General features: G+C 58.5%; 19 protein-coding genes. 9 read left to right on the top strand and 10 right to left on the bottom strand.

Going from position 1 to position 22731, the window contains the following annotated elements; genetic code table 11:
• The first annotated feature begins 43 nt into the window (after nt 1-43).
• The 6 genes from MFF62_RS24580 (at nt 44) to MFF62_RS24555 (ending at nt 7178) form a co-directional block, all read left to right on the top strand.
• Nucleotides 44-1234, top strand: coding sequence for a CaiB/BaiF CoA transferase family protein (locus MFF62_RS24580; RefSeq protein WP_238265740.1), 1191 nt, complete (start codon nt 44-46; stop codon nt 1232-1234).
• Nucleotides 1235-1691: 457 nt separating this feature from the next.
• Nucleotides 1692-2669: a Bug family tripartite tricarboxylate transporter substrate binding protein gene (locus tag MFF62_RS24575; protein WP_238265739.1), complete on the top strand. Its 978-nt coding sequence runs from the start codon at nt 1692-1694 to the stop codon at nt 2667-2669.
• 99 nt (nt 2670-2768) lie between these two features.
• Nucleotides 2769-3851 carry an Ldh family oxidoreductase gene (locus tag MFF62_RS24570; protein ID WP_238265738.1) on the top strand — a complete coding sequence of 361 codons (1083 nt, stop codon included), beginning with the start codon at nt 2769-2771 and terminating at the stop codon, nt 3849-3851.
• A 24-nt stretch (nt 3852-3875) separates the two neighbouring features.
• Nucleotides 3876-5138, top strand: coding sequence for a four-carbon acid sugar kinase family protein (locus tag MFF62_RS24565; RefSeq protein WP_238265737.1), 1263 nt, complete (start codon nt 3876-3878; stop codon nt 5136-5138).
• A 34-nt stretch (nt 5139-5172) separates the two neighbouring features.
• Complete coding sequence (gene pdxA, locus MFF62_RS24560; protein ID WP_238265736.1) at nt 5173-6174, top strand: 4-hydroxythreonine-4-phosphate dehydrogenase PdxA; 1002 nt, start codon at nt 5173-5175, stop codon at nt 6172-6174.
• 92 nt (nt 6175-6266) lie between these two features.
• A complete protein-coding gene (locus tag MFF62_RS24555) occupies nt 6267-7178 on the top strand; it encodes a LysR substrate-binding domain-containing protein (RefSeq protein WP_238265735.1) in 912 nt (303 codons plus the stop codon).
• Nucleotides 7179-7380: 202 nt separating this feature from the next.
• Here MFF62_RS24555 and MFF62_RS24550 read toward each other — a convergent pair whose 3' ends face one another.
• From MFF62_RS24550 to MFF62_RS24540, 3 genes are read right to left on the bottom strand one after another with little or no spacing between them, the layout of a single operon-like run.
• Entirely contained in the window at nt 7381-8028 is a 648-nt protein-coding gene (locus MFF62_RS24550; RefSeq protein WP_238265734.1) for a 4-carboxy-4-hydroxy-2-oxoadipate aldolase/oxaloacetate decarboxylase, read from the bottom strand.
• A 27-nt stretch (nt 8029-8055) separates the two neighbouring features.
• Nucleotides 8056-9039 carry a Bug family tripartite tricarboxylate transporter substrate binding protein gene (locus MFF62_RS24545; protein ID WP_238265733.1) on the bottom strand — a complete coding sequence of 328 codons (984 nt, stop codon included), beginning with the start codon at nt 9037-9039 and terminating at the stop codon, nt 8056-8058.
• Between the two features lie 32 nt (nt 9040-9071).
• Complete coding sequence (locus MFF62_RS24540) at nt 9072-9746, bottom strand: RraA family protein (RefSeq protein WP_238265732.1); 675 nt, start codon at nt 9744-9746, stop codon at nt 9072-9074.
• 87 nt (nt 9747-9833) lie between these two features.
• Between MFF62_RS24540 and MFF62_RS24535 the strand changes: the two genes are divergently transcribed.
• The gene (locus MFF62_RS24535; protein WP_238265731.1) at nt 9834-10727 is read left to right on the top strand and encodes a LysR family transcriptional regulator; all 894 of its coding nucleotides are present in this window, start codon (nt 9834-9836) and stop codon (nt 10725-10727) included.
• A 996-nt stretch (nt 10728-11723) separates the two neighbouring features.
• On the opposite strand, the gene MFF62_RS24530 is transcribed toward MFF62_RS24535, so the two are convergent.
• The 5 genes from MFF62_RS24530 to MFF62_RS24510 form a co-directional block, all read right to left on the bottom strand.
• Nucleotides 11724-12704 (bottom strand): Bug family tripartite tricarboxylate transporter substrate binding protein, encoded by a 981-nt coding sequence (locus tag MFF62_RS24530; RefSeq protein WP_238265730.1) that lies wholly within the window; start codon nt 12702-12704, stop codon nt 11724-11726.
• A complete protein-coding gene (locus MFF62_RS24525; protein WP_238265848.1) occupies nt 12689-13627 on the bottom strand; it encodes a tripartite tricarboxylate transporter substrate binding protein in 939 nt (312 codons plus the stop codon). Before MFF62_RS24525 ends, MFF62_RS24530 begins: the two co-directional genes overlap by 16 nt.
• Before the next feature lie 131 nt (nt 13628-13758).
• Complete coding sequence (locus tag MFF62_RS24520; protein WP_238265729.1) at nt 13759-14817, bottom strand: hydroxyacid dehydrogenase; 1059 nt, start codon at nt 14815-14817, stop codon at nt 13759-13761.
• Entirely contained in the window at nt 14814-15491 is a 678-nt protein-coding gene (locus MFF62_RS24515) for an RraA family protein (protein WP_238265728.1), read from the bottom strand. The genes MFF62_RS24520 and MFF62_RS24515 overlap by 4 nt, the downstream gene beginning before the upstream one ends.
• Before the next feature lie 58 nt (nt 15492-15549).
• Nucleotides 15550-16815, bottom strand: a complete 1266-nt coding sequence (locus MFF62_RS24510; RefSeq protein ID WP_238265727.1) for an alpha-hydroxy acid oxidase — start codon at nt 16813-16815, stop codon at nt 15550-15552.
• A 124-nt stretch (nt 16816-16939) separates the two neighbouring features.
• On the opposite strand from MFF62_RS24510, the gene MFF62_RS24505 reads away from it, so the two are divergent.
• Nucleotides 16940-17842, top strand: a complete 903-nt coding sequence (locus tag MFF62_RS24505) for a LysR family transcriptional regulator (protein ID WP_238265726.1) — start codon at nt 16940-16942, stop codon at nt 17840-17842.
• Between the two features lie 317 nt (nt 17843-18159).
• Nucleotides 18160-19170: a hypothetical protein gene (locus MFF62_RS24500; RefSeq protein WP_238265725.1), complete on the top strand. Its 1011-nt coding sequence runs from the start codon at nt 18160-18162 to the stop codon at nt 19168-19170.
• 5 nt (nt 19171-19175) lie between these two features.
• On the opposite strand, the gene MFF62_RS24495 is transcribed toward MFF62_RS24500, so the two are convergent.
• Together MFF62_RS24495 and MFF62_RS24490 are read right to left on the bottom strand one after the other, a co-directional pair.
• Nucleotides 19176-19493: a hypothetical protein gene (locus tag MFF62_RS24495; RefSeq protein ID WP_238265724.1), complete on the bottom strand. Its 318-nt coding sequence runs from the start codon at nt 19491-19493 to the stop codon at nt 19176-19178.
• A 499-nt stretch (nt 19494-19992) separates the two neighbouring features.
• Nucleotides 19993-21447 carry an FAD-binding oxidoreductase gene (locus MFF62_RS24490; RefSeq protein WP_238265847.1) on the bottom strand — a complete coding sequence of 485 codons (1455 nt, stop codon included), beginning with the start codon at nt 21445-21447 and terminating at the stop codon, nt 19993-19995.
• Nucleotides 21448-22731 lie beyond the last annotated feature (1284 nt).

Below are 22731 nucleotides of genomic sequence, written 5' to 3'. Positions count from 1 at the left end.
GAAGTTGTCACATCATGCTGGGTATCACAGGTAGGGAGACAGCATGCAACAGGCGCTCAATGGCATCCGAGTCATCGAACTCGGGCAACTTATAGCAGGGCCTTTCGCGGCCAAGATGCTTGCGGAATTCGGGGCTGAAGTTATCAAAATTGAGTCGCCGCAAAACGGCGACCCGCTGAGAAAGTGGCGCATGATTCACGAGGACACCTCGGTCTGGTGGGCCGCGCAATCCCGAAACAAGCAATCGGTGACGCTGGACCTCCGTTCTGAGGAGGGACAGGACGTCATTCGTCGCCTTGTCGCTTCGGCCGATGTCCTTATTGAGAATTTCAGACCTGGCACGCTGGAAGGGTGGGGCCTGGGTTGGGAAACCTTGAAGGCTATCAACCCGAAGCTGATTATGCTTCGCGTCTCCGGCTATGGGCAGACCGGGCCGTACCGTGACCGGCCGGGTTTTGGCGTGATTGGCGAAGCCATGGGGGGCCTGCGCCATCTGAGCGGGGAGCCGGGTCGGACCCCGGTGCGCGTCGGTGTTTCCATTGGTGATTCGCTTTCGGCACTCCATGGTGTGATTGGCGTCCTGCTCGCGTTAGCGCATCGCGAACGTAACGGCGGAGAGGGCCAAGTCATCGATGTCGCCCTCTATGAGTCGGTGTTCAACATGATGGAGAGCCTGGTGCCCGAGTTTTCGGTCTTTGGCGCCATCCGTCAGCCGGCCGGAAGCAGCTTGCCTGGCATCGCGCCGAGCAACGCTTACCGATGCAAAGACGGAAAATTCGCGCTCATTGCCGGCAATGGGGACAGCATCTTCCGACGTTTGATGACGGTGATTGGGCGAGACGACCTCGGCAAAAAACCTGAATTAGCGCAGAACGACGGTCGCGTTATGCATGTCGAAGAAATCGATGTGGCTATCCAGGCGTGGACGCTGGGCAGGCCGCTGGCCGAGGTTCTGGCGCAGCTTCATGAGGCAGGCATCCCTGCCGGCAAGATTTATGACGTGTCCGATATCGTCGAGGACCCACACTACCGCGAACGCGATATGTTGTTGAACGGTGAATTAAGCGACGGCACAGCCGTGGTCCTGCCAGGCATCGTGCCCAAGCTAAGCGGAACGCCTGGCAGTGTTCGGCGTCGAGCCCCGACGCTCGGGGAAGACACCGACAAGGTTCTCGAGTCCGTTGGGATTGATGCGCTAACTCGAACTGATTGGCGTGCTCGTGGAATCCTCTGACATAGCCCCGTCCCAAAGTTGTTACGGATGTTGACCCAACGTCGCGTCCCCACAGTTCTATGGCCGACTCGAGCCTTGTCACGCGTCTAGTCTTTAGCCATTGGCTCATCACCTATTGACGACCAGTATGTTGCAATAGGCCACCTCTATCTTTTTGAGTCTTGGCATCGTTGCTGTTCAGCCATTAGCTGAGGCTCGGGGCGGCTCTGAGCCGCCCTCTAAAGCGTCGAACTTCTCGCCGGTGGCCTATTCAGGTGCTCAGTCCACCCCGCATTTCTTCGGTCGATACGCTGCGGGCTTGGGGTCGGCCGAGATAGCGCGTCCTTCTAGTGGACGTTTATCGGGGGAGTGTCAGCCATCTCCGACGGAGATGGCTGACTGCCGAAATACCACTAGAGAACTGCACCCTGGACAGATAGAGTCAAAAAAAAGACATCGACAGTCCGGAGACAGTTTCATGAAATTCTCGATTTCGAAGCGGGCATTTGTTGCCGCTTGCTTACTGCCATGCCTCGCTTATCCCGCATTTGCGCAAAAGTACCCGGAGAAGCCCGTCACCATGGTGGTGGGCTCTGCGCCGGGAGGCTTTACGGACGTTCTTGGTCGGTTGGTCGCGCAGCAGTTGTCAGAGCGACTGGGACAACCGGTGGTTATCGACAATCGTGCCGGTGCATCAACCACGATAGGCACCCAAGTTGTAGCTAAAGCTAACCCGGATGGTTACACCTTGCTAATGGGACATTTTGCAGGGGTGTCGGTTGCGCCTGCGATGATGGCAAAACTGTCCTATGACCCTATCAAAGACTTGACTGCCATTGCGCGTGTTGCTTCGACACCAGTGATTCTGACGCTGGGTCCGTCGCTGCGCGTGAAGAATCTCAAAGAGCTAATTCAGTACCTGCAAAAGAACCCTGGAAAAGTCAGTTTTGCGACGTCGGGCGTTGGGACTGCTCAACACCTGGCTGCCGTGCAGTTCATGCGTGCGACTCACACGGAAATGGTACATGTCCCGTACAAGGGCAGCAGCCAGGCAATGACGGACTTGCTTGGTGGCCGCGTGGATTTGAACTTTGAATCTCCCCCAAATGTGCTTCAGCACATCAAGGCCGGAAAGCTGCAAGCCATCGCGGTTACCAGCCTAAAGCGCTCACCGCTACTGCCTGACGTGCCGACCATGGATGAGGCGGGCCTGCCAAAGTTCGAGATGAGTCAGTGGTTCGGCGTAATGGGCCCAGCAAGAATGCAGAAGCCAATGGTCGATATGCTCAACAAAGAGATTAACGGGCTCCTGGCGAAGCCTGACGTCATCGAAAAAATCCAAAGCATGGGCGGCGAAGTGCTAAGCGGCACCCCTGAGCAGTTCGCTGCCTTCCAACGGGCCGACTCTGCCTACTGGGCAAAGCTTCTGGGCGAAGCAGGCATCAAGCCCGAATAGTCCGTGACTGCCGATGTGAATTTGGACATCAGTACCCGGCAGCCCGCCGCGTAGAGCTGAGCAATACATGCGTCCCTATTTGACGCGTAGGAGACCCTTTTGGGACACTATTTTTTCAACCAGACCATCAGAATTTCCCCGCAAACGCTACAAGACTGGGTAGCGCAAGTTTTTCAGGCCGTGGGAATGCCGCGTGAAGATGCCGAACTCACAGCGCATTCGCTCGTTGTCGCGGACGCACGGGGAGTCCATTCTCACGGTTGCCTGAGAGTGCCTCTCTACGTAAAGCGTATCGAAAAAGGGGCCGTCAATCCAAAGGCAAAGCCGGAGTTGGTGCGAGAGCGAGGAGCCTTAGCACTTGTTGATGGTCATAACGGCGCCGGGCAAGTCGTCTCGCACTTCGCGATGCAAAAGGCCATCGAGCTTGCGGAGAAGCACGGAATTTCCTTCGTGACCGCGCGCGGCAGCAACCACTACGGCGCTGCGGCCTACTACTCGATGATGGCCTTGCAGAAAGACATGGTGGGCTTCAGCTCGTCGATTGGTGGCGGAAATCTAATGCCTGTATACGGAGGGGCGGAGCGGCGAATCGGAAACAACCCTTTTAGTTTTGCGTTCCCAGCGCTCACGCGGGAGGCTGTGGTGCTGGATATGGCGCAAAGCGTCGTGGCGAAGGGAAAAATCATGATGGCGGGGAAGACTAACTCGCCAATCCCTTCAGAGTGGGCCCTGGATGCCAATGGAATCCCTACCACAGACCCGGTGGCTGCAACCGAAGGGTTTCTCCGAACAATGGGCGACTATAAAGGTTCTGGATTGTCGGTCGTGATAGGCATGCTCTCGTCGATGATATCCGGTGCTGCCATTGGACCAACGCTTAAGGACGTTTACGAAGACTTCACTCCGTTGAACAAAGGGCACACGTTCTGTGCCATTCGCCTGGACTTCTTGGTCGAGCCAGAGGAGTTCAAACGAAACATGGACGTTCAGATTGATTTCATCAGGCAGTCCAAAAAGGCACCAGGTGTGGACGAGATTTTCCTGCCTGGAGAAATGGAGGCGAAGAACTACAGGCGCCAGATGCGCGACGGGATTGACATGCCCTCAGAGGTTCTTGAAGAGATTGCACAATTGGGCGAACGCCTGGGCGTACGGATGCCCCTGCTTGCGGAACCGACTTAATCACCGGTGGAGCTGGAACGGCAAATGAACTTGCTTATTCTCGCAGATGACCTTACTGGGGCGGCTGACTGCGCAATCGGCTTCGCCTCTACCGGGCACAATACCTTCGTCGTGGTCCAACCAGACGTCGCTCAAAATGTGCCCAGTGATGGGTTGCTAGCAGTAGATACCGATACACGTCGCCTTTCGCCAAATGAAGCGGCTCAACGCACGGCGTCGGTATACCAGGCGATGAGTTCAAGTGGCCACCGGCTTTATAAGAAGATTGACTCAACGCTGAGGGGAAATTGGGCGGTCGAAGTTGCCCGGCTTGTGTCTGTAGCCGGTGTCGCGATAGTAGCGCCGGCGCATCCCGCCATGGGTCGGACTGTCAAAGATGGCTGTGTCTTCTTGCGCGGTCAGCCCCTTGAACAGTCGGACACTTGGCAGCTGGAGCACGGTCATCTGTCTGCCAACATTGCAGTTCAACTTGAGGACGCGGGACTCAAAGTTGCGATGTTGCAAGTCGATGCCAAGAGGGACAACCCTGGGACCCTTGCATTGCGCATTGGCGAAATCGTCGGACAAGATTTAGATGCACTAGTCCTGGGTGCGGAAAGCACTGAGGACCTTCGATTCATAGCGTTGGCTACGCTAGGGGTTGACCGGCCAACTTTTTGGGTCGGCTCTGGTGGTTTGGCGCGGGAAATTTCTGAGCTTGTACCTGGGCGGTCCACAAGTGGATTTGAGATTCCACCGCGTCAAACTGGTCCTATTCTCATCCTGGCAGGAAGCTTGTCAAGGACGACGGGTCGCCAGATTGATAGGTTGATGGGCCAACCGGGCATTGCAACATTTGTCGTTCCACCTCACGTCTTGCGCGGCGGGGCGATGCTTGAGGCGTGGACGACCTTGCAAGACCGAATTGAGGAAGTGCTTGGCGGTGATGTTGATGTACTACTCAAAATAGGCCTTGATGATGACTTTGACCCTTGCGAGGGAGCAGCGCTATCTACGGCGCTTGCACGCTTGACCGCACGATACTTCCCCCGCATCGGTGGGCTCATTGCGACTGGCGGTGAAACCGCCCGCGCGATGCTTGTGGAAGCCGGCGTACATCGGCTGCGCATCCTGGATGAACTGGAGCCCGGTGTGGTCGTAGGCGTGCCCGTCGGGGCGGGCGTCCCTGCGCCGTTCGTGGTGACCAAGGCCGGGGCATTCGGCAACGATGACACGCTGCTTGAAGCTTGGGCGGCGCTACGTAAAGCAAACTCGGAAAAGGTCAAGGTTAGCCGCCAAAGCGTCTAGGTACCGCCGTGGCTTTACCTTTATAGGAGTATTCATGAACGAACCTCTACCCATCATTGGTATCACCATGGGAGACGCCGCAGGCGTGGGGCCCGAAGTGATTGTCAAAACCCTCGCCCATAGCGAGTTCTACGAACGGTGCCGCCCTCTCATTATTGGCGATGCGAAAAGGCTGCAACAGGCGGTCAGCATTGTGAAAGGCAATCTTGAGGTTCGCAGAATCGTGAGCCCGGACGACGCAAAGTACCAGCTGGGCGTGGTTGATTGCATTGACCTTGATTTGATTCCAGAGGACCTGCCGTTCGGTCAGCTTTCTGCTGTGGCTGGCGACGCAGCGTTTCGATACATTCAACGCGCTGCACAGCTCGCGCAGGACAACCGAATCGACGCGATATGTACAGCGCCTCTTAACAAGGAAGCGCTGCACGCTGGTGGGCACAAATATCCCGGACACACTGAAATGCTGGCGCACCTCACCGGCGTGGAAGAGGTATCAATGATGCTGGTAGCGCCGCAGTTGCGCGTTATTCATGTGACTACGCACATTGGCATTCTTGATGCCATTCGAAAGATTGAGCCAGGGCTGGTGCGAAGAACTATCCAGAGGGGTCATGAAACTCTGGTTCGGGCAGGGATTGCTCGGCCCCGCATCGGTGTTTGCGGAATCAATCCCCACGCGGGCGAGAATGGGCTTTTCGGGTACGGCGAAGAAGAGGAGAAAATCGTTCCGGCAGTGGCGGCGCTGCAGGACGAGGGAATCGATGTCACGGGCCCACTTCCTGCTGACACACTCTTTTTCCGCGCTGGACGAGGTGACTTTGATTTGGTGGTCGCCATGTACCATGACCAAGGACATGGCCCAGTGAAGGTTCTGGGACTTGAGGCCGGAGTGAACGTTACCGTTGGATTGAATGTGATTCGAACTTCAGTCGACCACGGTACGGCATTCGACATTGCGGGAAAGGGTGTCGTAGACGAAGGAAGCATGGTCGAGGCGATGCGTCAGGCTATTGACCTGGCGGTTCGTCGACAATAAGGCACGAACTGGCCCGATACTGATGCCTGGTGTACGATGAAGCGTCCCGACTTCGGTCGTAACACTGCACGCAGGAGAGAACAGACATACTCATGCGTTACGACATACAAACTCTTCGCGCTTTCGTTGCGGTCGCGGAGGAGGGGTCTATAGCTTCAGGTGCCGCGCGCGAAGCGACGGTAGCATCAGCCGTCAGCAAGCGAATTTCCGAGATGGAACAGGCTTGTGGTGTCGTTTTAATTAATCGGCACCGCCGGGGCGTCGCGCTTACGCCTGCCGGTGTCGAACTACTGGACCACGCTCGTCGGGTGCTCGTTGAGCTTGAGCGATTGGATAATACGCTCAGCGACTTCGGAAGCGGTGCGCGGGGCCAAGTCCGCTTGCTTGCCAACACTTCCTCCATCGTACAGTTCTTGCCTCAAGATTTTGCGAGCTTCATCGCCGTGCATCCGACCGTAAAGCTTGATTTGGAAGAGCGCACCAGCGACGAAACGCAGAGGCTCCTCTTGGCTGGACTTGCGGACCTTGGCATTTTGGTCAGTGCGAATGCCATTGAGGGATTGACACTCGAGCACTATAGGAACGACAGGCTCGTCGTAGTTCTACCGCAAGGCCATCCTTTAGCGTCAGAGAAGAAAGTGCGCTTTGAGGACGTTTTGTCTTACGACCACGTCGGCCTTCCGCGTAACACCGCTCTGTGCGATATGCTCGCCGAGGAAGCGAAAAAACTTAATCGACCGTTCAAGCTTCGGATACAGGCGAGAAGCTATGAAGGCTTGGTTTTGATGGTGTCGGCAGGAATTGGGCTCAGTTTGCTGCCCGAGAGAAGTGTTACGCCATTTCTGAAGGCCAAGACTGTTCTTGCCCGCCCATTGGATGAGCCGTGGGCGACCCGCGAATTGCTTCTGGCGTCGAGGGAGAATCATCCTCTCACCGCGGTGGCTGCGCTGCTCTATGAGCACCTTCTTACCTCTGAAGAGCGGTCAGGTAGCGAACAACGGTAATCACCGTAGTTTTGCGTTAGCAGGAGCGGAAGCGGGGTGCCGAGGCCGTGCCAGACTAACATCGACGGCCTTCCTCGCATGCTGGCACGACGTCAGTAGCAGCCTGGCAATGTGCGACGCGACGCGGGGGCGACCCAGCAAGCCGTGTTGCAGCCAGGTCCAGGAGGGGAGCAACGGTGATGCGCTACCCCGAAGATTTGGTTCAATGCAGACCGTACGAATCGAGGGTCGCCTGAAGTCCAAGTAGCTCGACCATTGTCGCACCTTGTTCGAGCTTTTTCCGCATGCCGGCCTCCTTATCCTCTCGCGCTTCGCTGGCGTCGATGACCGATTGGAGTTCCTCTGCGGCTACTACGACAAGCCCATCGCGGTCGCCAATGATGATGTCGCCGGGATTGATGGGCGCGCCGCCTATCACGACCGGCACGTTCAGCCGTCCGGGCTGTACTTTGTTGGTGCCGCGGATGCAGAGGCCTCGGCAGAATACCGGGAAACCCATTTCTACGATGTTTGTCGCATCGCGAACGGCGCCGTCGATGACGAGGCCCGCGATACCGATCCTTTGAGCAGCGTACGTCAGCACGTCACCCCATGGGCCAGCGTTGACAAATTGCTTGGCATCGACCACGAGGACATCTCCTGGGCGAGCCTTCGTCAACGCATAGTGAATCATCAGGTTGTCACTGGGTCGGATGTCGATGGTCAGTGCGGGACCGGCGACTCGCATCGAAGGGTCCAAGGGCGCAATAGTCGAATCTACGGCGCCGCGCTGGCCCTGAGCTTCATGGATGGTCGCGGTGCCTAGGCGCAAGAGGCGTTCGAGCTGGTCTGCGGTTGGGTTTTGAGTCATTTCAGTGGATTCCGAGTTCGTTGATGTTCAGTCGACCTTCGCGCCGGAGCGTTTGACCAGCGATTCCCAGTACGGCATTTCTTTCGTGATAAATGCGCGGAACTGAGCAGGCGTGCCGTGAACGTCGCCAGACCCCAAGTCGCTCAACTTCGATGCGATGTCGGGTTCGGTGAGGACAGCATTGAGTTCTGCGTTTAGCCGCTGGATGAGCGGTGTCGGCGTTTCAGTAGGCACGAACAAGCCGTACCAGTTCTCGATGACGAAGCCAGGGAACCCCGATTCCTGCATCGTGGGGACGTCCGGCAGTGTCTTCGAACGCTTTGCACCGGTTGTGGCCAGCACACGCAGCTTTCCGGACTTGATGTGAGGAGCGATGGCTGTCGTCGTTTCGAACGCAATGGGGACTTGACCGGCAATGACGTCGCTCAGCGCGGGCCCCTGGCCACGATAGGGGACGTGCACCATATCGAGCTGACGCTCGAGCTTCAGCATTTCGCCTGCGAGATGTTGCGGGCTGCCGCTTCCGCCGGAAGCGTAACTGTACTTTCCGGGAGCGGCCTTGGTCATGTCGACCAGTTGTCCCACAGTCTTCACAGGTAGCGACGCATTGACGTAAAGAACGAGCGGAACCGATGCTACTTCGCCCACTGGAGCCAGTGCTTGAGTCGGGTCGAGCTTCAGCTTGTAGAGGTTCCGGTTGATGACAATCCCGGTGTTGTTCCCGAGCAGTGCGGTGCAGCCATCCGGCTTGGCACGCGAGACGAACTCAGTGCCAATATTGCTGCTGGCGCCGCCCTTGTTGTCGACGATGACGGTGACGCCAAGTCGCTTGGACAGTCCAGGCGAAACAATGCGCGCGAGGATGTCGGTGGTACCACCGGGCGGGTAAGGGGATACGAGCCGCAGGGTCGGGCAGGGATAGGCTTCGGCCGCCGCTGTGGCGACAGGAGTGAGTGCGCAGGCCAAGGTCGCCGCCGCGAGCGCGGTCACGGGATACATCTTGCAGTTCATTTTGTCTCCGTTATATTTTTGTGACCGTGGGTTCAGTGACCGGTGCGCTGAAGCGTGTGGTATCCGAACTGGCGGCGTGCCTCCCCAAGCGGTGTGCCGGCCAACGCGGCTTCCAGAATCTTGCCTTCGACCTCGCGAGTGCGAAGAGCGCGCTCGAACACCTCTGCCGCGCGGGCTTGCGGTACGACGACGACGCCGTCGGCGTCCGCAACCACGTAGTCGCCTGGCGTCACTCGCACGTCGCCGAGGCTGACGACCTCACCCACAGTGCTGACCTGAACACGGTCTTTGCCGGTGCGCATGAAGCGAGCCCGCGCGTAGAGCGGGTAATTGACCTCTTGGGCTTCGGCAGTGTCACGGCAGACGCCATTGATAACGGTGCCGGCAATACCACGGTGCTCGGCAATCTTGCTCATGATGCCGCCCCACACGGTGCAGTCGACGCGGCCGGAATTGTCCAGCACGGCGACAGCGCCTTGAGGAATGTTGTCGAGATAGTCGCCGACAGTGCCCGGGGTTGCGGTGTCGACAGGAACGAAAGCAACCGTGAACGCGGGGCCGAAAATGCGCGGTTCGCCGGCTTGGAGGCCGATGCCGAGTGCGCTACCAGGCAGCTTGAAATAGTCGAGCGCGTCCGAGATTTCAGCTGTGCTCAGGGCGCGAGCCGCTTCCATCAGACTTTGCGCGGGGGGCGAAACGCTGTCCATCGCTTAACTCCATGTGTGTGTCGTTGGAGTTTCGAGTAAAGTTCTGGATGAATCAAACATCGAAAATTGGACCTACATTCATAAAAAATGAACTTGAAGCATCTGAGGTACTTCTGTGAGGTGGTCGATGCTGGTAGCGCGGTGGCGGCTGCCGGTCGCCTGTTCGTCGCACCAACGGCAATCAGCATGCAGATATCGCAGTTGGAGTCGCAGTTGGGTGCGCCCGTGTTCGACCGGTCCAATCGGCCCATGACGCTAACGCCCACTGGCAAGTTTCTGTATCCCCGGGCGAAAGACCTTCTTTCCCAAATGCGCCAACTTGACGAGGAGGCGAGGGCCGTTGCTGCTGGCAACCTTGGTTGGCTTGGCGTTGGATTCACCCGGTCAACAATCTTCTCCCTGCTCCCGGAGGCGGTCCGGCGCTTTCGGGAAAAGCTTCCAGGCATTCAGCTGGACTTGCTCGAGCAACTGTCGGAGCATCAGCCAGAACTGCTACGCAGTGGTCGAATTGACGTTGGCGTTTCCCGCTATATCGGCGATTTCGACCGAGCCAGCGACTTGATCTACACCGAGCTGTTCGAAGACCCGTTTGTCGCCGCAGTGCCCATCCAATCTCGGGCAGCGAAACGCAAGACGGTGAAGGCCGCCGACTTGGACGAGCTGGCGCTCATCCAATATCCGAAAGACCCGCAGAGCCGGTACGCGAACCAGATGGTCGATTTACTTCGCCAAGCTGGAGGCAATCCTCGCGCGGGACATGAAGCCATCGAGATTCACACGGCACTGGGCCTGGTTGCAGCCGGACTGGGATTCACAGTGGTTGGTGCTTCGGTTGCCGCAGCGAACCGGAGTGACGTGGCCTTCGTTCGCATTTCGAATGTGCGGACGCAAGCCACGTTGGTGGCCGTGACTCGAGCTGGCGATGAGAGCCCGGCCGTGCGAGAGTTCGTTGCCTCACTGGCGCTCGCGCGCCACCAGTAGCAAGCAACTCAATGCGACGGCTGAGTCCGTTGCGCCATCGCGTTGTCTAGCGTTGGATATAAAGGGGGGCGAGCAGCGGAGTATGGCGGCCCGGCTTACCTCAGGAATCGAGGCAGCCCGCTATCCAGATAACATCCTTTTGTGCTTGGCCTGTGGGGCGCTCTGCCGGTCCACGCTTGGCTCTGCAGTCGACAAATTCCCGGTGGACATCACTTCCGTCCTGCACGTCGGTCGTTGCCGTTGGTGTCATACGAACGTATATGACGCGCGAGACCGCCGCCGCTACGACGATGAGCGCGATGGCGATGAGCGTTTGAGTGAAGAGCTTCGTCCAAGTCTGCACGAGAACAATGGGTTTAGAGCGTGTCGTTGCTTCCAACCGGTTCAGCGCGATACACCGACCAATAATAAAGCAAGTGTCGATGATGCCGAGCCGTTTTTCTCTTGGCGAAGAAGCGCACACGTCCAGTAGAAATCGACGCCGGCATAGCTCGACGACGCTGTCCTATTACGGTCAGGCCCAACACGAACGCCTCGCTTGTCTCTTTGTATGAACGGCAAATGTCCGTAGGCTCGCAAACGAGTGACTGTTTGGCGAGCCAAGATGGCGGCTTCCATGTCGCCCAAAGCAGCCGTCTCTATGCCAAACGAGCCATATCTTGGACAGTATCGGTAACCTCGAGGTGGGATGACCGAATCCGCTCAGCGGAACTGCCGCACAGGGGGCAATTTGCAGGTTCTGGGAGCATGGCCTCAGGAGGTCGATACTGTATGAATATACAGTATAGCCGAGATCTGAGGAAAAGGAAGCCCGCAGCATGATGCTGGCGGGCTGGGTGAAATGTCATGGGGTCAATCACGACGTCGACATTTTCATGTGCATGAGCTGCCGTGTCTTCCCTACTTCAGGGTGTGTCGACTTGCAGCGACAAGCCGTCCGGCTGGACCAGCCGTGACGCGTAGCGCTCTCTTGTCGAAGAACGCGGCGCTGCGTCTTTAGTCCGCCTTAGCCCCTGAGATGCGAACTTGCTCTGCAGCGCTGGGCATCTGCCTCTTCACGAACGTCCAGTACTCATCCACCCCCATCGGTTTGACGAGCAGAGAACCTTGCTCCGAGAACTGCTTTTGGAGTTCGGGGTCTCGCAATGCCTGGTTCAGCGCAGCATTCAACTTCTCAAGTGCCGGGCGCGGCGTGTTCGCGGGCGCCACCAGTCCATACCAGGAATCGGTATAGAACCCTTTGACCCCGGCCTCTTCGAACGTCGGGACATCCGGCAATACTGGCAGACGCTGATGCGCGGCGACGGCAAGTGGACGAACCTTGCCGGAGCGGATAAAGGGCACGGCGCCCGTTGTGATGATGAAGTCGACGCGTCCGGCCATGAGGTCGGTCATTGCGGGAGCAGTGCCTTTAAACGGAATGTGTGCAACATCCACGTTGGCGAGCTTTTTGAACACTGCGCCTGCCAAATGCTGGCTCGAGCCGACGCCACCGGAACCATAGTTCAGCTGACCAGGTTGAGCACGTGCCTTGGCGACTAGCTCCGCCACCGAACGATATGGCGAGTCCTTGGGGACAAGCATGACGCCTGGCGAGGTGGTAATTAGGCCAATCGGCGCGAAGTCCTTGATGGGGTCGTAGTTGAGCCGGCTGTACAAGGCGGAATTCAGCCCGTGCGAGGTCGCCGTGGCAAGCATGATGGTGCCGCCATCGGGTTTGGCGCGCGCTGCGATATCCGAGCCGATGTTGCCGCCTGCTCCAGCACGGTTGTCGATGACGATGGATTGTCCCAGCGTCTTGGACATCTGCGCAGATACGAGACGCGCGACGGAGTCCGAAGGGCCACCGGCGGGCCAGCCAACGACCATGGTGATTGCACCAGGGGGCAATGCCGTCTGTGCCGACAGCAGCGTCGAGCAGACCAGCGCTGCGGTGCCGGTCGCAATCCGGAAGAGTCGGCTCACTTTTCTTGCCATGGCATCTCCTTCCACAGTTGGCGGAAGCCTGCTTCGCCGCGTTCGAGTTCGGCGGCGTAGGCGGCTGGGGCGAGGTAGCGCAGCGGCGCAAACATGGCGTCAGCTTGCTGCTTGAACTGCGGGTCAGCCGCAACCTTGGCCATGGCATCGACGAGCTTCTTCTTGACTGGCTCCGGCAGGCCCTTGGGTGCAGCCAAGCCGCGCAACGATGCGAGCTCGATGTTGTAGCCCTGCTCGCGGAACGTAGAGACGTTCGGCGCAAGCACTGCGCGTGACAGTCCCATTTGTCCCAGGAACTTCAGCGGCGTGCCGCCTTTTTGATAGGCCAGTGCTTCGCCGACGTTGATGGCGCCAATCGTAATCTGTTGACCGGCCAGCGCGCCGCGCACTTCGCCCGCGCCCTTGTAGCCCACGTGCGTCATCTTCACGCCCGATGCCTTCTCGAACAGCAGCATGGCAAGATGGTCGTCTGAGCCCACGCCCGTGGTGCCGACGGTGACGGCGCCTGGGTTTGCCTTGGCGTACTTCACGAGCGTCGCCAGGGAATCGATGTTGCTGGACTGATTGACGGTGAATGCACCCGGGTCGTCCACCAGGTTGCCGATGAGGTCGTAGCTTTTCCAGGTGAACGTCGTTTTGCGCTCAATCGGAATTGTCAGCAAGTTCGGCGTGTTGATGAAGCCGATGGTGTAGCCATCCGGTGTAGCGCGCGCCAGCTCGGCAAAGCCGATGGCGCCGCCGGCGCCCGGCTTGTTCTGCACGACGATCGTCGCACCCAGCTCCTTCTCCAGATGCCGTGCGAGCAGGCGGGCGACCAGGTCGGTGCCGCCGCCCGGTGCGTACGCCACAATCATCTCGATGGGTCGATTCGGCCAAGCTGCGGCTTGTGCCTGGGCTGAGGCTGGTGTCAGAGCGCCAACCATACCGACGAGCGAACTCGCGGCAAGGCAAAGGGATAGGCGCCGACGACGGATGTCGGAATTGCTGTGCATGATTTTGTCTCCTCGCCGACCCTCATGTGGCCGGCGTATTTTTTTGACGAGTGCTTGCGTGGTCAGCTCGAGGCAACGAGCAAGGCTGCCTCCATGCGGTGGCGTACACTGGGCCATACATCGGGGTTCACCAGGCGTTCGGGCTTCTCTGCGGTAGAGAGCAGCGCCAGAATTTGCGTCGCGGCCAGGGTAGCGTTCCTACGCCGGGCGTCATGCGTCACGCCTGCCGTATGGAAAGTAGCAACGACGTTGTCGAGCGTCAGAAGCGGATGGCCTGGCGGAGGCGGCTCCTGGTCCCAGACGTCCAGGCCTGCGCCCGCTAGGTGTCCGCTGGACAGCGCCTCGCACAGGGCTGCCTCATCGTGGATACCTCCGCGAGCGGTGCTGACGAAGATGCTGCCGCGACGCATTGCCGCGAAGGCTGCAGCGTTCATCATCCCGAGTGTGCTGGCGTCGCGCGGGCAGTGCAGCGACACAATGTCGGACGTGCGCAGCAACTCATCGAACGCAACGTGTTCGGCTCCTCGCTTATCCATCTCTGCGCTATCGAGATACGGGTCATAACCAATCACCCGCATACCGAAGGCACGGCCGAGTGCCGCAGCGCGGCTCCCGGCGTGTCCGACGCCAACCAGGCCCAGGGTGCGACCACGGAGCTCGTGGCCCATCAGGTCTTCACGGCTGCCGGTGGTATGCGCCTTCATGCGTCGATCCGACTCAGGAATGCGTCGCATCACAGAGAGCATCAACCCGACCGCCATTTCCGCCACGGAATCGGCGTTCCCGCCGGCCTGGTTCATCACGGCCACGCCCGCAGCTGTGCAGGCATCGATGTCAATCGTGTCGCACCCCGAGCCGCTCGACGATATGGCCAGAAGATTCGGGCATTGGGCGAGAAGCTCCGCCGTCACGAACCAGCGTCGGGGCAACTCGTCCTTGGCAGCCGTAATCTGATATACGTGGGCTTCGGAAAGGCGTGCCCATGCCTCTTCGTCTGCACCCTCGCGCTGGCATGTGTGCAGGATGACATCGGAAGCTTCGCCCACGATGCGGTTGAAGGCGGGGTCCAGCCAATAGTCGAATCGAACGACCTGGCGCTTTGTGGGAAGAGCCTGGCTCACAGAACCCCCTTGTCGGTCAGCGAGCGGTCCACCCAGGTACGGTCGGCACGGCCTTGCGCAATCGATTCCAGGACGCCGGCCTCCATCCGCTGGATTTCTTCCACGCGAACGGCAATCGCCTCCGCTTCTTCGGCGGGAATGACCAACAGGCCATCACCATCGCCAATAATCAGGTCGCCCGGTCGAACCACCATGCCGTCGATGCAGACGGGTACGTGGAGTTCCCCCGGGCCATCCTTATAGGGGCCACGGTGCGAGACACCCCGCGCATAGACGGGCAGCGGTTCCGTCCCAATCGTGTCACTGTCACGAATCAGGCCGTCGATGACAAAGCCTGCAGCACCCCGCGAGATGGCGAGCGCCAGCATGATTTCGCCGATGATGGCGTTTGGGCCAACGCCGCCGGCGTCCACCACGATGACGTCACCGGGACCCGAAAGGTCGATGGCCTTGTGCACCATCAGGTTGTCGCCGGGGCGCGTGCGAACGGTCAGTGCCCGTCCGACCAGGTTGCCCTCGCGACGGTGGAATGAGCGCAACTGACTGGTTCCTGTCGTGCGGCTCATGGCATCGCTGACATTGGCCACCGGGAAATTGCGATACCGCTCCATCAGCGACGAGCTGACAAGGTGTGCGGGACGCGGATGAATGCGAAAGCCGTGCGGCGAAGTCATTGTTTTGTCTCCTGTATCGACCGTGAGGGTTCTGTTGGGATGCGGTGAAGGTTGGTATTCAATGCGGAGGCGGGCGGTAGATGCATTGCGCGTCCACATCCGTTGCCCGGGTGATACCCAGCATGGCCAGGTCTCGAGAAATCTCGGCTTGCATCAGGTTGATGCCGTGCGCAACGCCTTGGCGGGAGCCCACTGCCGCCGCATAGGCGAACGGGCGCCCGATGAAGACACAGCGAGCACCCAGGGCGAGCGCCTTGATGACGTCGGTGCCGCGGCGTACGCCGCTGTCGAGCATCACGGGTAGTTGGGGGACGGCCTCGACGATTTCGGGCAGCGCGCGCATTGCGGCAATGACGCCGTCCAGCTGACGGCCGCCGTGGTTTGAGACGACGATGCCGTCTACGCCATGCTGTTGCGCCAGGCGCGCGTCCTCCGTCGTCAGGATGCCCTTGACCACTAGCTGCCCCTTCCAGCGGCGACGGATTGTGGCCAGATGGTCCCAGGTGAAATGCGCGCGGTCTGAGAAGTCGCGTTCCACATTTCGCGAGACGATTGGGGTGCCGCGGTGGGCGTAGGCGTTCTCGAAGTGCGGCACGCCGTGCCGCATCAGGGTCCGAGTGAAGGTGCCAAGCAGCCAGCGCGGATGCGTGACGCCCTGCCAGGCAAGGGCAGCGCTTGGGCGCAGCGGCGTGGAAAACCCCGCTCGGATATTGTTTTCGCGATTTCCCGCGACGGGCGTGTCGACGGTGATGACAAGCGTCTCGACCTTGGCCGCCTCGACCCGTGCCAGCAGACCTTCGATTTGGCGCATGTCGCCGGGAAGATAGGCCTGAAACCAAGTGCCCGGGGCCGCTTCCATGACGTCTTCGAGCCGAATCAGCGACGAGCCGCTCATGATGGCCGGCACAGACGCTAGGCAAGCCGCCTGTGCCATGACGACATCTCCGCGATAGGCAAACAGGGCGGATATGCCCATCGGGGCCAAGCCGAATGGCGCGGCGTACCGGCGGCCAAACAAGGTGAAGCTGAGGTCGCGTGTGGAGACGCCAACCAGCACGCGGGGCCGCAGTGCCAGGTCTTCAAACGACTGTCGGTTCTGCGCCAGGGTGATGTTGTCCTCGACTGCACCACTGACGTATGCGTAGAGCGGCTTGGGCAGACGCTTGCGTGCCAAGGGCTCGAAGTCCTTCAGCGACAGCACTCGCCGTTTAAGCCAGCTCGTCTGCTCGTTGCTCTGTGCAGTAACGGGCGCTTTTTCCGTTTTCGTATCACCGGACTGAAGTGCAGCGGTCTGGGCGGTGTCGTCGATAGGAGCGGCTGACATGGGGAGTGAAGGCCAGAGAGTGGAGCGAATCTAGCAACCCGCATGAACCTGAAAAAGCGAATAATAACGAAGATATAATTTCGCTTTTAGGAAACTATCGGTCATCGACCGATTAGGGCGAGCCATGACTCTCAAGCAACTCGAGGCTTTCTATTGGGCGGCGACCTGCGTCAACTTCACGGTGGCAGCGGAGCGCGTCCACCTGTCCGTGTCGTCGCTGTCCAAACGGATAGCTGAACTGGAAGCGTCGCTGGGCGTGGCATTGTTCGACCGCAGCGGGCGGAGCGCCGAGCTGACGGCCCAAGGCGAGCAGATGCTGCCGCAGATTCGAGCGATGCTGCATGCCGCTGCGGAACTGCAGCAGTCGGCCGGACAAGTTCATGGTCTGAGTGGCCGATGCCGAATTGGGCTGGGGGAACTGAGCGGGCTGACTTGGCTGCCGAAGCTGGTGCGCGAGGTGTCATCACGACATCCGGGGTTGCTGTTGGAGCCACACGTCGACATCGGGCAGGTTCTGGAGCAGCGCTTGCACGATGGGGAGCTGGACATTGGGGTCCTGGCGGGACCGTCTACGCGCAGTAGCTTGGCGGCTGAGCGGATAGGTCAGGTGGATTTTGCTTGGGTGGCGAGCCAGTCTTTCCTGGAGTTGGCTGGCACGGATGACCCGCGAGTGCTCATGAGCGAGCAGACGTTGCTGACACTTCCAGTCGGTGCGGGCGGGACGCGGGTGCTTGACCAATGGCTGGCACGCCGAGGTTTGATGGTCGGCCGGCGTCTGATGTGCAACAGCTGGGGAGCTGTCGTCGGTATGGTCGTCGAAGGGCTAGGCTTCGGGTTTGTGCCACGGCTATGGGCCGATGCGCTTATCGAACGCGGTGCGCTGCGCATCCTCCCAGATAGCGATGCGTTGGAGCCGCTCCACTACGCAGTGCAATGGCGTCGCGATGACACGCGGCCGCTGATTCTTGCGATGCGGGAGGTCATCCGCGGCGTCATCGACTTCCAGGCGCCGCGCTGCTTCGTTTAAGCACAAGCAACGGCGACGCGATCATTGGCACGCCTCTACTCGATTGTCAGAGGGCAATCATGTCGGCCATCTGATAGCTAAGGTTGGTAATCTCATACACCTCACCTGCGTAGCCTCTGTCCACGACGAGACCAGCGGAAGTCAGCTGTTCCAGAGCATCTTTCCACTTGGCAACCTCGCGCCTTTCTTCCGATGGGATGAGATTCTTGCCGTTCGTCTAGGTTATTTCTGTCCAGGGAATTGACGGTGGCATCGTAAGACGATTGTGGGAGAATCCCGACCGAAGCGCCAATCGAGCGCGACATTCGGGGAGAATCATGAAGAAAATAACCTTGGCACTGGTGCTATGTGTGGCAGCAAGCGCTGCGGTTGGGCAAGATTTCGTTATCAAGAGCGAAGTGTTGCGGAATTCACGGGGCATGGCGTTGGACGACGAAAGATCTGGGACCTTGGGTGAGAAGGCAATTACCCATCTTGGTTTCAATGCCGCATGCCAGTTTTTTCCATCGGGCACGCCACAGCATCGAGCGCTTTCCACCATGGGGATCGCCGAGGCAATTCTCGGTGAGGACTTGGCGAAAGCGCAAACGGATCCGGCCGCCTTGCGGACCACGCTTTCTGAACGCCTCGGGACTCCAGAAGCTCGAAGCGCCGCTGCTGATAGAGTTCTCGCGCTCAAAGAACGGGTGCGGGCGGAAAGGGCTTTTGGCATTAAGATTCTAGAGGGCGCCGGCCCCGGCGGTGACGCAAAGACGCATTCGTGCTTGGTTGAGCGAATGTTAATCAATGACTTTATTGAGCGGCATAAAGTAGCTATCGCGACAGCGACTGAAATCAACCGGATTTCAGACGACATTCATAATAGCTCCAAGCCGAAGCGCCCGCTCAGTCCAGGCCAAATTGCCGCAGATCACGTAGGTTGGCTTATGGCCTGCAAGGACAAGTCTGTATCAGGTCGGGATGTGGATGCACTTACCCAGATCACTATGGCGGAGGGCATCACGGGGCAATTCATGGATTCGTCACCGGACTCCGAGGCCGAAGTCCGGCGGATTGTCGCCGATCAGCTTAAGGAACCAGGCGGCCTTCAGGCGATGAAAGACAACCAGATGAAGGCCATGAACCGCACTCTCGCGACGCAAAGAGAGGCTGAACAAGTTCGCGCGACCTTCAAGCAAAACGAAGGCGAATTCGCCGAGCCCGCTCGTTGCAGGGAAGCCGGGTTGAGCGCACGCTCTTTCATCGAGAAGATGAAGGCCGACGGCGTAACCGTGCGCGCGCTCATGACACGAAAGGTGTATACGCAGCTCTCCAGCGGCTCAAAGTAACGCATTCATGTTTGCTCGATCCAGCCCGAGACTGCATCGGGCCGGGTCCAATGCCTCCAACCGTGTCGATAGGCGTGTTGAAGATACGGGCCACGGAGAACGCGAGCATCGCGCTGCGCCGATTGCTCGGCGCCGAGGAGATGAATGACCTCGGCCCACTTCGCAAGTTCACCTTTTGTTGTACGCAGCACAGCATCAGCCAATTGCCCCGCCTGCTCGACTGATTCAGCTCTCACTAAGAAACAGGTATCCAAACCGTTCGCACCTCCGGTGAACGGATCGTCTGACTCGTTGCCCCAGCGGATAACTTCATAAAGGTTCATTGACTATTCCTTCTCGCGCGTCGACATGGATATCGAGGCATGCCTGCGCTAACGAGTTCGGCGATTGAGCATTGGAAGAGGCCGGGAGCGGTCAGGGCCAAGTTCATTCCAAGCTCCCAGCCCGGCAAATTACCTGAGCGGATGCAAACGCCCATGCTTTGCTCGTCCACTACGACCGGACGTGCAAAGGCCCAGCCCGACGAAACAGCAAGCGCAACGAGTGCCTTCTCGAAACCGGTGACGTCGTCGTCGAGGTCTGAATTATCTACGTATGCATACAGGGAGTGTCGTTGCATGGCTCACTGGAAATATGAGGACACGATCTTCGCATTGTGTGCAATCTAGCCATATATGTCGACTGGCAGCCAATGGCCGGACCCGGCCTTCTGGCTACCGTCACAAGCAGGCGAGGCTCAATCGGCGGTTCGCGACCCTTCTCAGCCCGTCATCTCGTCCGAATGCACGGCTGTTTGTAGCCTAGAAGGCGTCGGAGTCAGCTTCACTTAGCGCACGGCAAATACTTATCCCATAGCATGTTCCGGAACCGATTTCCGGGATCGACTTTATTCTTGATCTGGAAAAATTCTGCCACCTGGGGGTAGGCTCGGTGAAATTGATCGGGTGAAGCGTGGAGGCGATAAGGTAGATAGTATCGACCTCCTGCTGAGATTGCGGTATCGATCAACCGACTCGTCCAGCGCCGGGACGCTTCATCTGCCTCCTCATTACTCCGTTGCTTATAGTACAAGACGAAGGAGAAGACTTCTGTCTGAGCCCAAGCCAGTAGTGCTGTCGTGTCTGCTGGTGAGTGGCGAATGGAAATATTGAGCGCTGGCACGTTGTATTGCTTCAACACTGTGGCCATTTTCCGGGCGAACGGAAGAAACGCCTGGGTGGGGACGAAGTACTCCTGAAGCAAATACGTGGAAAAAACGCGTGTGCGCGGTTCCAGCGAAGCCGTATCGAGACTGGCTTCATAGTTTCGACGGACGACAGCCTCGGTATTCAGCAACGCATCGTCTGCGTAGCGCTCGCGCAGCCAATGCGTTGCCGGCAGTTCCGTTAATGCCCAGATGAGGTTCTGCTCCCGTGCATAGTTGAGGCCGCGAGGCACAAGCCTTTTGGACTCCGTCAGCTTCTTTTCCGACACCTCCCAGGTAACGGCAAGCGGCCTATCGAATGAGGGCGGTGCCAAATCGGCGTTGTGTAGCAATATGTGCGGATTGGAAAGAATCTTCTCCCGAAAGAAGGCTGGGTAATCGGCAAGGGCAACGCGTTCACATTGCCGCGCGATCACGCAATTCTCGGCGAGCTCCAGTTCGACCTCTGTGATGACGCCTAGTCCACCGTAGCCCCCTGCAACCGCGCGAAAAATATCTGGATTGATTTCGCGGCTCAGCTCCATAATTCGCCCGTCGGCAAATGCTACCTGTAGTGCTCGTATGGAGTTCACTACCGGTCCGGCCCCGACATAGCGGCCATGACAATTGACCGAAACCGATCCACCGATCGAGAAATTGCTATAATTCTGCATTATCTTCACTGCTAGGTCGTGCGGGTCGATGACGTCCTGCAGTTCTCGCCAAGTCATGCCGGCCTGTACGCGAATGCGGCGTCGGGACACGTCTAACCACACCACGCCATTCATGCCACGCATGTCGAGGTGCAATGAACCTGTTGCGGCGATCTGGCCGCCCATGCTGAAGCAGCCTCCGCCTATCGAGACTGGTCCGGTACTCCGACGAAGAAGTTCTCGTACCTCTTGGGAGCTACCCGGCCGCACAATTCGCGCAACGTGGACACGGTCAAGCTTGCTAACGTCGTCCACCACAAACGATTCGGCTGCATGGCTCACGCCGGCGATGGACGCGGCTGCGAATCCGCCTGCACGGAGCACGCGCCTCCGCCGTGGGTTGTCGACGATGTTTCCTGGAATCGCCGGCTCAACAGCCATAAGCTTCGACGTAGCCGTCATCGTGCACCGTTCCGATGTTGTTGTGAATATCCGGCAATAATCTTACAGAAGGCGTTCCACGGATTTAGTCTCGAAGCACACACTCCTGGATTATCTTGAAATTGTCCAGTCCGACGGACCCTCCCTGGCTTGGCGCCACGCTTCAGCGCTCTGTTCTGCTAACGAAGCCGTCCAACGCTTAGTTCGAGTGGAACGCCACTGAATTTACATCGGACAATGTCCAGACGCGGAGTTCGTGACAAAGGGTGTTGGAAACCTACTACAAAAGGACGGCTGCGTCAGGCAGGAAACCGGCCGTTCGATGACGAAAATAGGGAGGGCAGCTCCTGGCCGGCCTAGGCCGACCGGCTGGCCGTGGTCATGGCCAGCAGTCCCTGGTCGACCCGTAGCGGCCGGTAGCAGCAGGAAGTCTAAACTGCTCTGATTAGCAGTGACGGCGCATACACTGCCCATAACAAGGACGATAAACCCCCAACTCCAGCAACAACAACGAGAGCAGAGCGCCAGAATGTAGGCCTCGCAAGCGAGTATCCGAGTATCAACACGCAGCATATCGGAAGCAGCCAGAACCATTGGATATTCCGAAGTACGAACGATGAGTAAGGAGTCTGGACGACACTGAATCTACTCCAGATCTCCTGTACCGACGTCGATGCGCCGTGGCTAAACGTGTAGATAAAGAACGCTTGATACGCTGCGCTTGGAAGCATTACCAGTAAGCAGAATATTCTGTTCAACATTTCGTTGATCTCCACGAGGAAAGAGTGCGAAAGCGTAGCAAAAATGGAGCACAACATTGCCGATTTCGTCGTAGGGTGTCATTAAGCCACAACACTGCTCGGCGACGAGATGAGCATTGACCGTTACTGGGCCGGGAAGAGCCCGATTGCGAGCACATCCCAAGAATTCGGCAACGACGAGCTGTAGTCGCAACCCAAATCGGTCCATCGAACCGTGTTTAGGAGACGACCGAGATTGCGGACGAATCAGTTATTCCGCGCTGTGATGATATTGGAGATATGCGGCCTAAAACTGCGCCGTCGGTCAAGTGATCGTGGTGGCTTCTCTTCGATTTGATTATATGATGTTGCGTTCATTTGAATTCGGACAGGGAATGGTCCATGCTTGCAGCATGGCTTAGTCTCTAGTATCAAGTGCAACACCCGTGATGAGGTAGGGTGTTGGAATGAAGAATTACAGCCATTTGAGTGCGGAAGAACGAGCGCTCATCATGATCGAACGCGGCAAAGGTAGCAGCATCAG

The sequence above is a fragment of the Cupriavidus pauculus genome, assembly GCF_022179805.1.
Lineage (GTDB): Bacteria > Pseudomonadota > Gammaproteobacteria > Burkholderiales > Burkholderiaceae > Cupriavidus > Cupriavidus pauculus_E.
The sequence above is the reverse complement of the archived record's forward strand: the minus strand, read 5'-3'. Positions and strand labels throughout refer to the sequence as shown.

Excerpts from the sequence above, each read along its gene's own strand:
- MFF62_RS24580 (WP_238265740.1), top strand. The coding sequence starts at position 44 with ATGCAACAGGCGCTCAATGGCATCCGAGTCATCGAACTCGGGCAACTT.
- MFF62_RS24575 (WP_238265739.1), top strand. The coding sequence starts at position 1,692 with ATGAAATTCTCGATTTCGAAGCGGGCATTTGTTGCCGCTTGCTTACTG.
- MFF62_RS24565 (WP_238265737.1), top strand. The coding sequence starts at position 3,876 with ATGAACTTGCTTATTCTCGCAGATGACCTTACTGGGGCGGCTGACTGC.
- pdxA (WP_238265736.1), top strand. The coding sequence starts at position 5,173 with ATGAACGAACCTCTACCCATCATTGGTATCACCATGGGAGACGCCGCA.
- MFF62_RS24555 (WP_238265735.1), top strand. The coding sequence starts at position 6,267 with ATGCGTTACGACATACAAACTCTTCGCGCTTTCGTTGCGGTCGCGGAG.
- MFF62_RS24550 (WP_238265734.1), bottom strand. The coding sequence starts at position 8,028 with ATGACTCAAAACCCAACCGCAGACCAGCTCGAACGCCTCTTGCGCCTA.
- MFF62_RS24545 (WP_238265733.1), bottom strand. The coding sequence starts at position 9,039 with ATGAACTGCAAGATGTATCCCGTGACCGCGCTCGCGGCGGCGACCTTG.
- MFF62_RS24540 (WP_238265732.1), bottom strand. The coding sequence starts at position 9,746 with ATGGACAGCGTTTCGCCCCCCGCGCAAAGTCTGATGGAAGCGGCTCGC.
- MFF62_RS24535 (WP_238265731.1), top strand. The coding sequence starts at position 9,834 with ATGAACTTGAAGCATCTGAGGTACTTCTGTGAGGTGGTCGATGCTGGT.
- MFF62_RS24530 (WP_238265730.1), bottom strand. The coding sequence starts at position 12,704 with ATGGCAAGAAAAGTGAGCCGACTCTTCCGGATTGCGACCGGCACCGCA.
- MFF62_RS24525 (WP_238265848.1), bottom strand. The coding sequence starts at position 13,627 with ATGGTTGGCGCTCTGACACCAGCCTCAGCCCAGGCACAAGCCGCAGCT.
- MFF62_RS24515 (WP_238265728.1), bottom strand. The coding sequence starts at position 15,491 with ATGACTTCGCCGCACGGCTTTCGCATTCATCCGCGTCCCGCACACCTT.
- MFF62_RS24510 (WP_238265727.1), bottom strand. The coding sequence starts at position 16,815 with ATGTCAGCCGCTCCTATCGACGACACCGCCCAGACCGCTGCACTTCAG.
- MFF62_RS24505 (WP_238265726.1), top strand. The coding sequence starts at position 16,940 with ATGACTCTCAAGCAACTCGAGGCTTTCTATTGGGCGGCGACCTGCGTC.
- MFF62_RS24500 (WP_238265725.1), top strand. The coding sequence starts at position 18,160 with ATGAAGAAAATAACCTTGGCACTGGTGCTATGTGTGGCAGCAAGCGCT.
- MFF62_RS24495 (WP_238265724.1), bottom strand. The coding sequence starts at position 19,493 with ATGAACCTTTATGAAGTTATCCGCTGGGGCAACGAGTCAGACGATCCG.
- MFF62_RS24490 (WP_238265847.1), bottom strand. The coding sequence starts at position 21,447 with ATGGCTGTTGAGCCGGCGATTCCAGGAAACATCGTCGACAACCCACGG.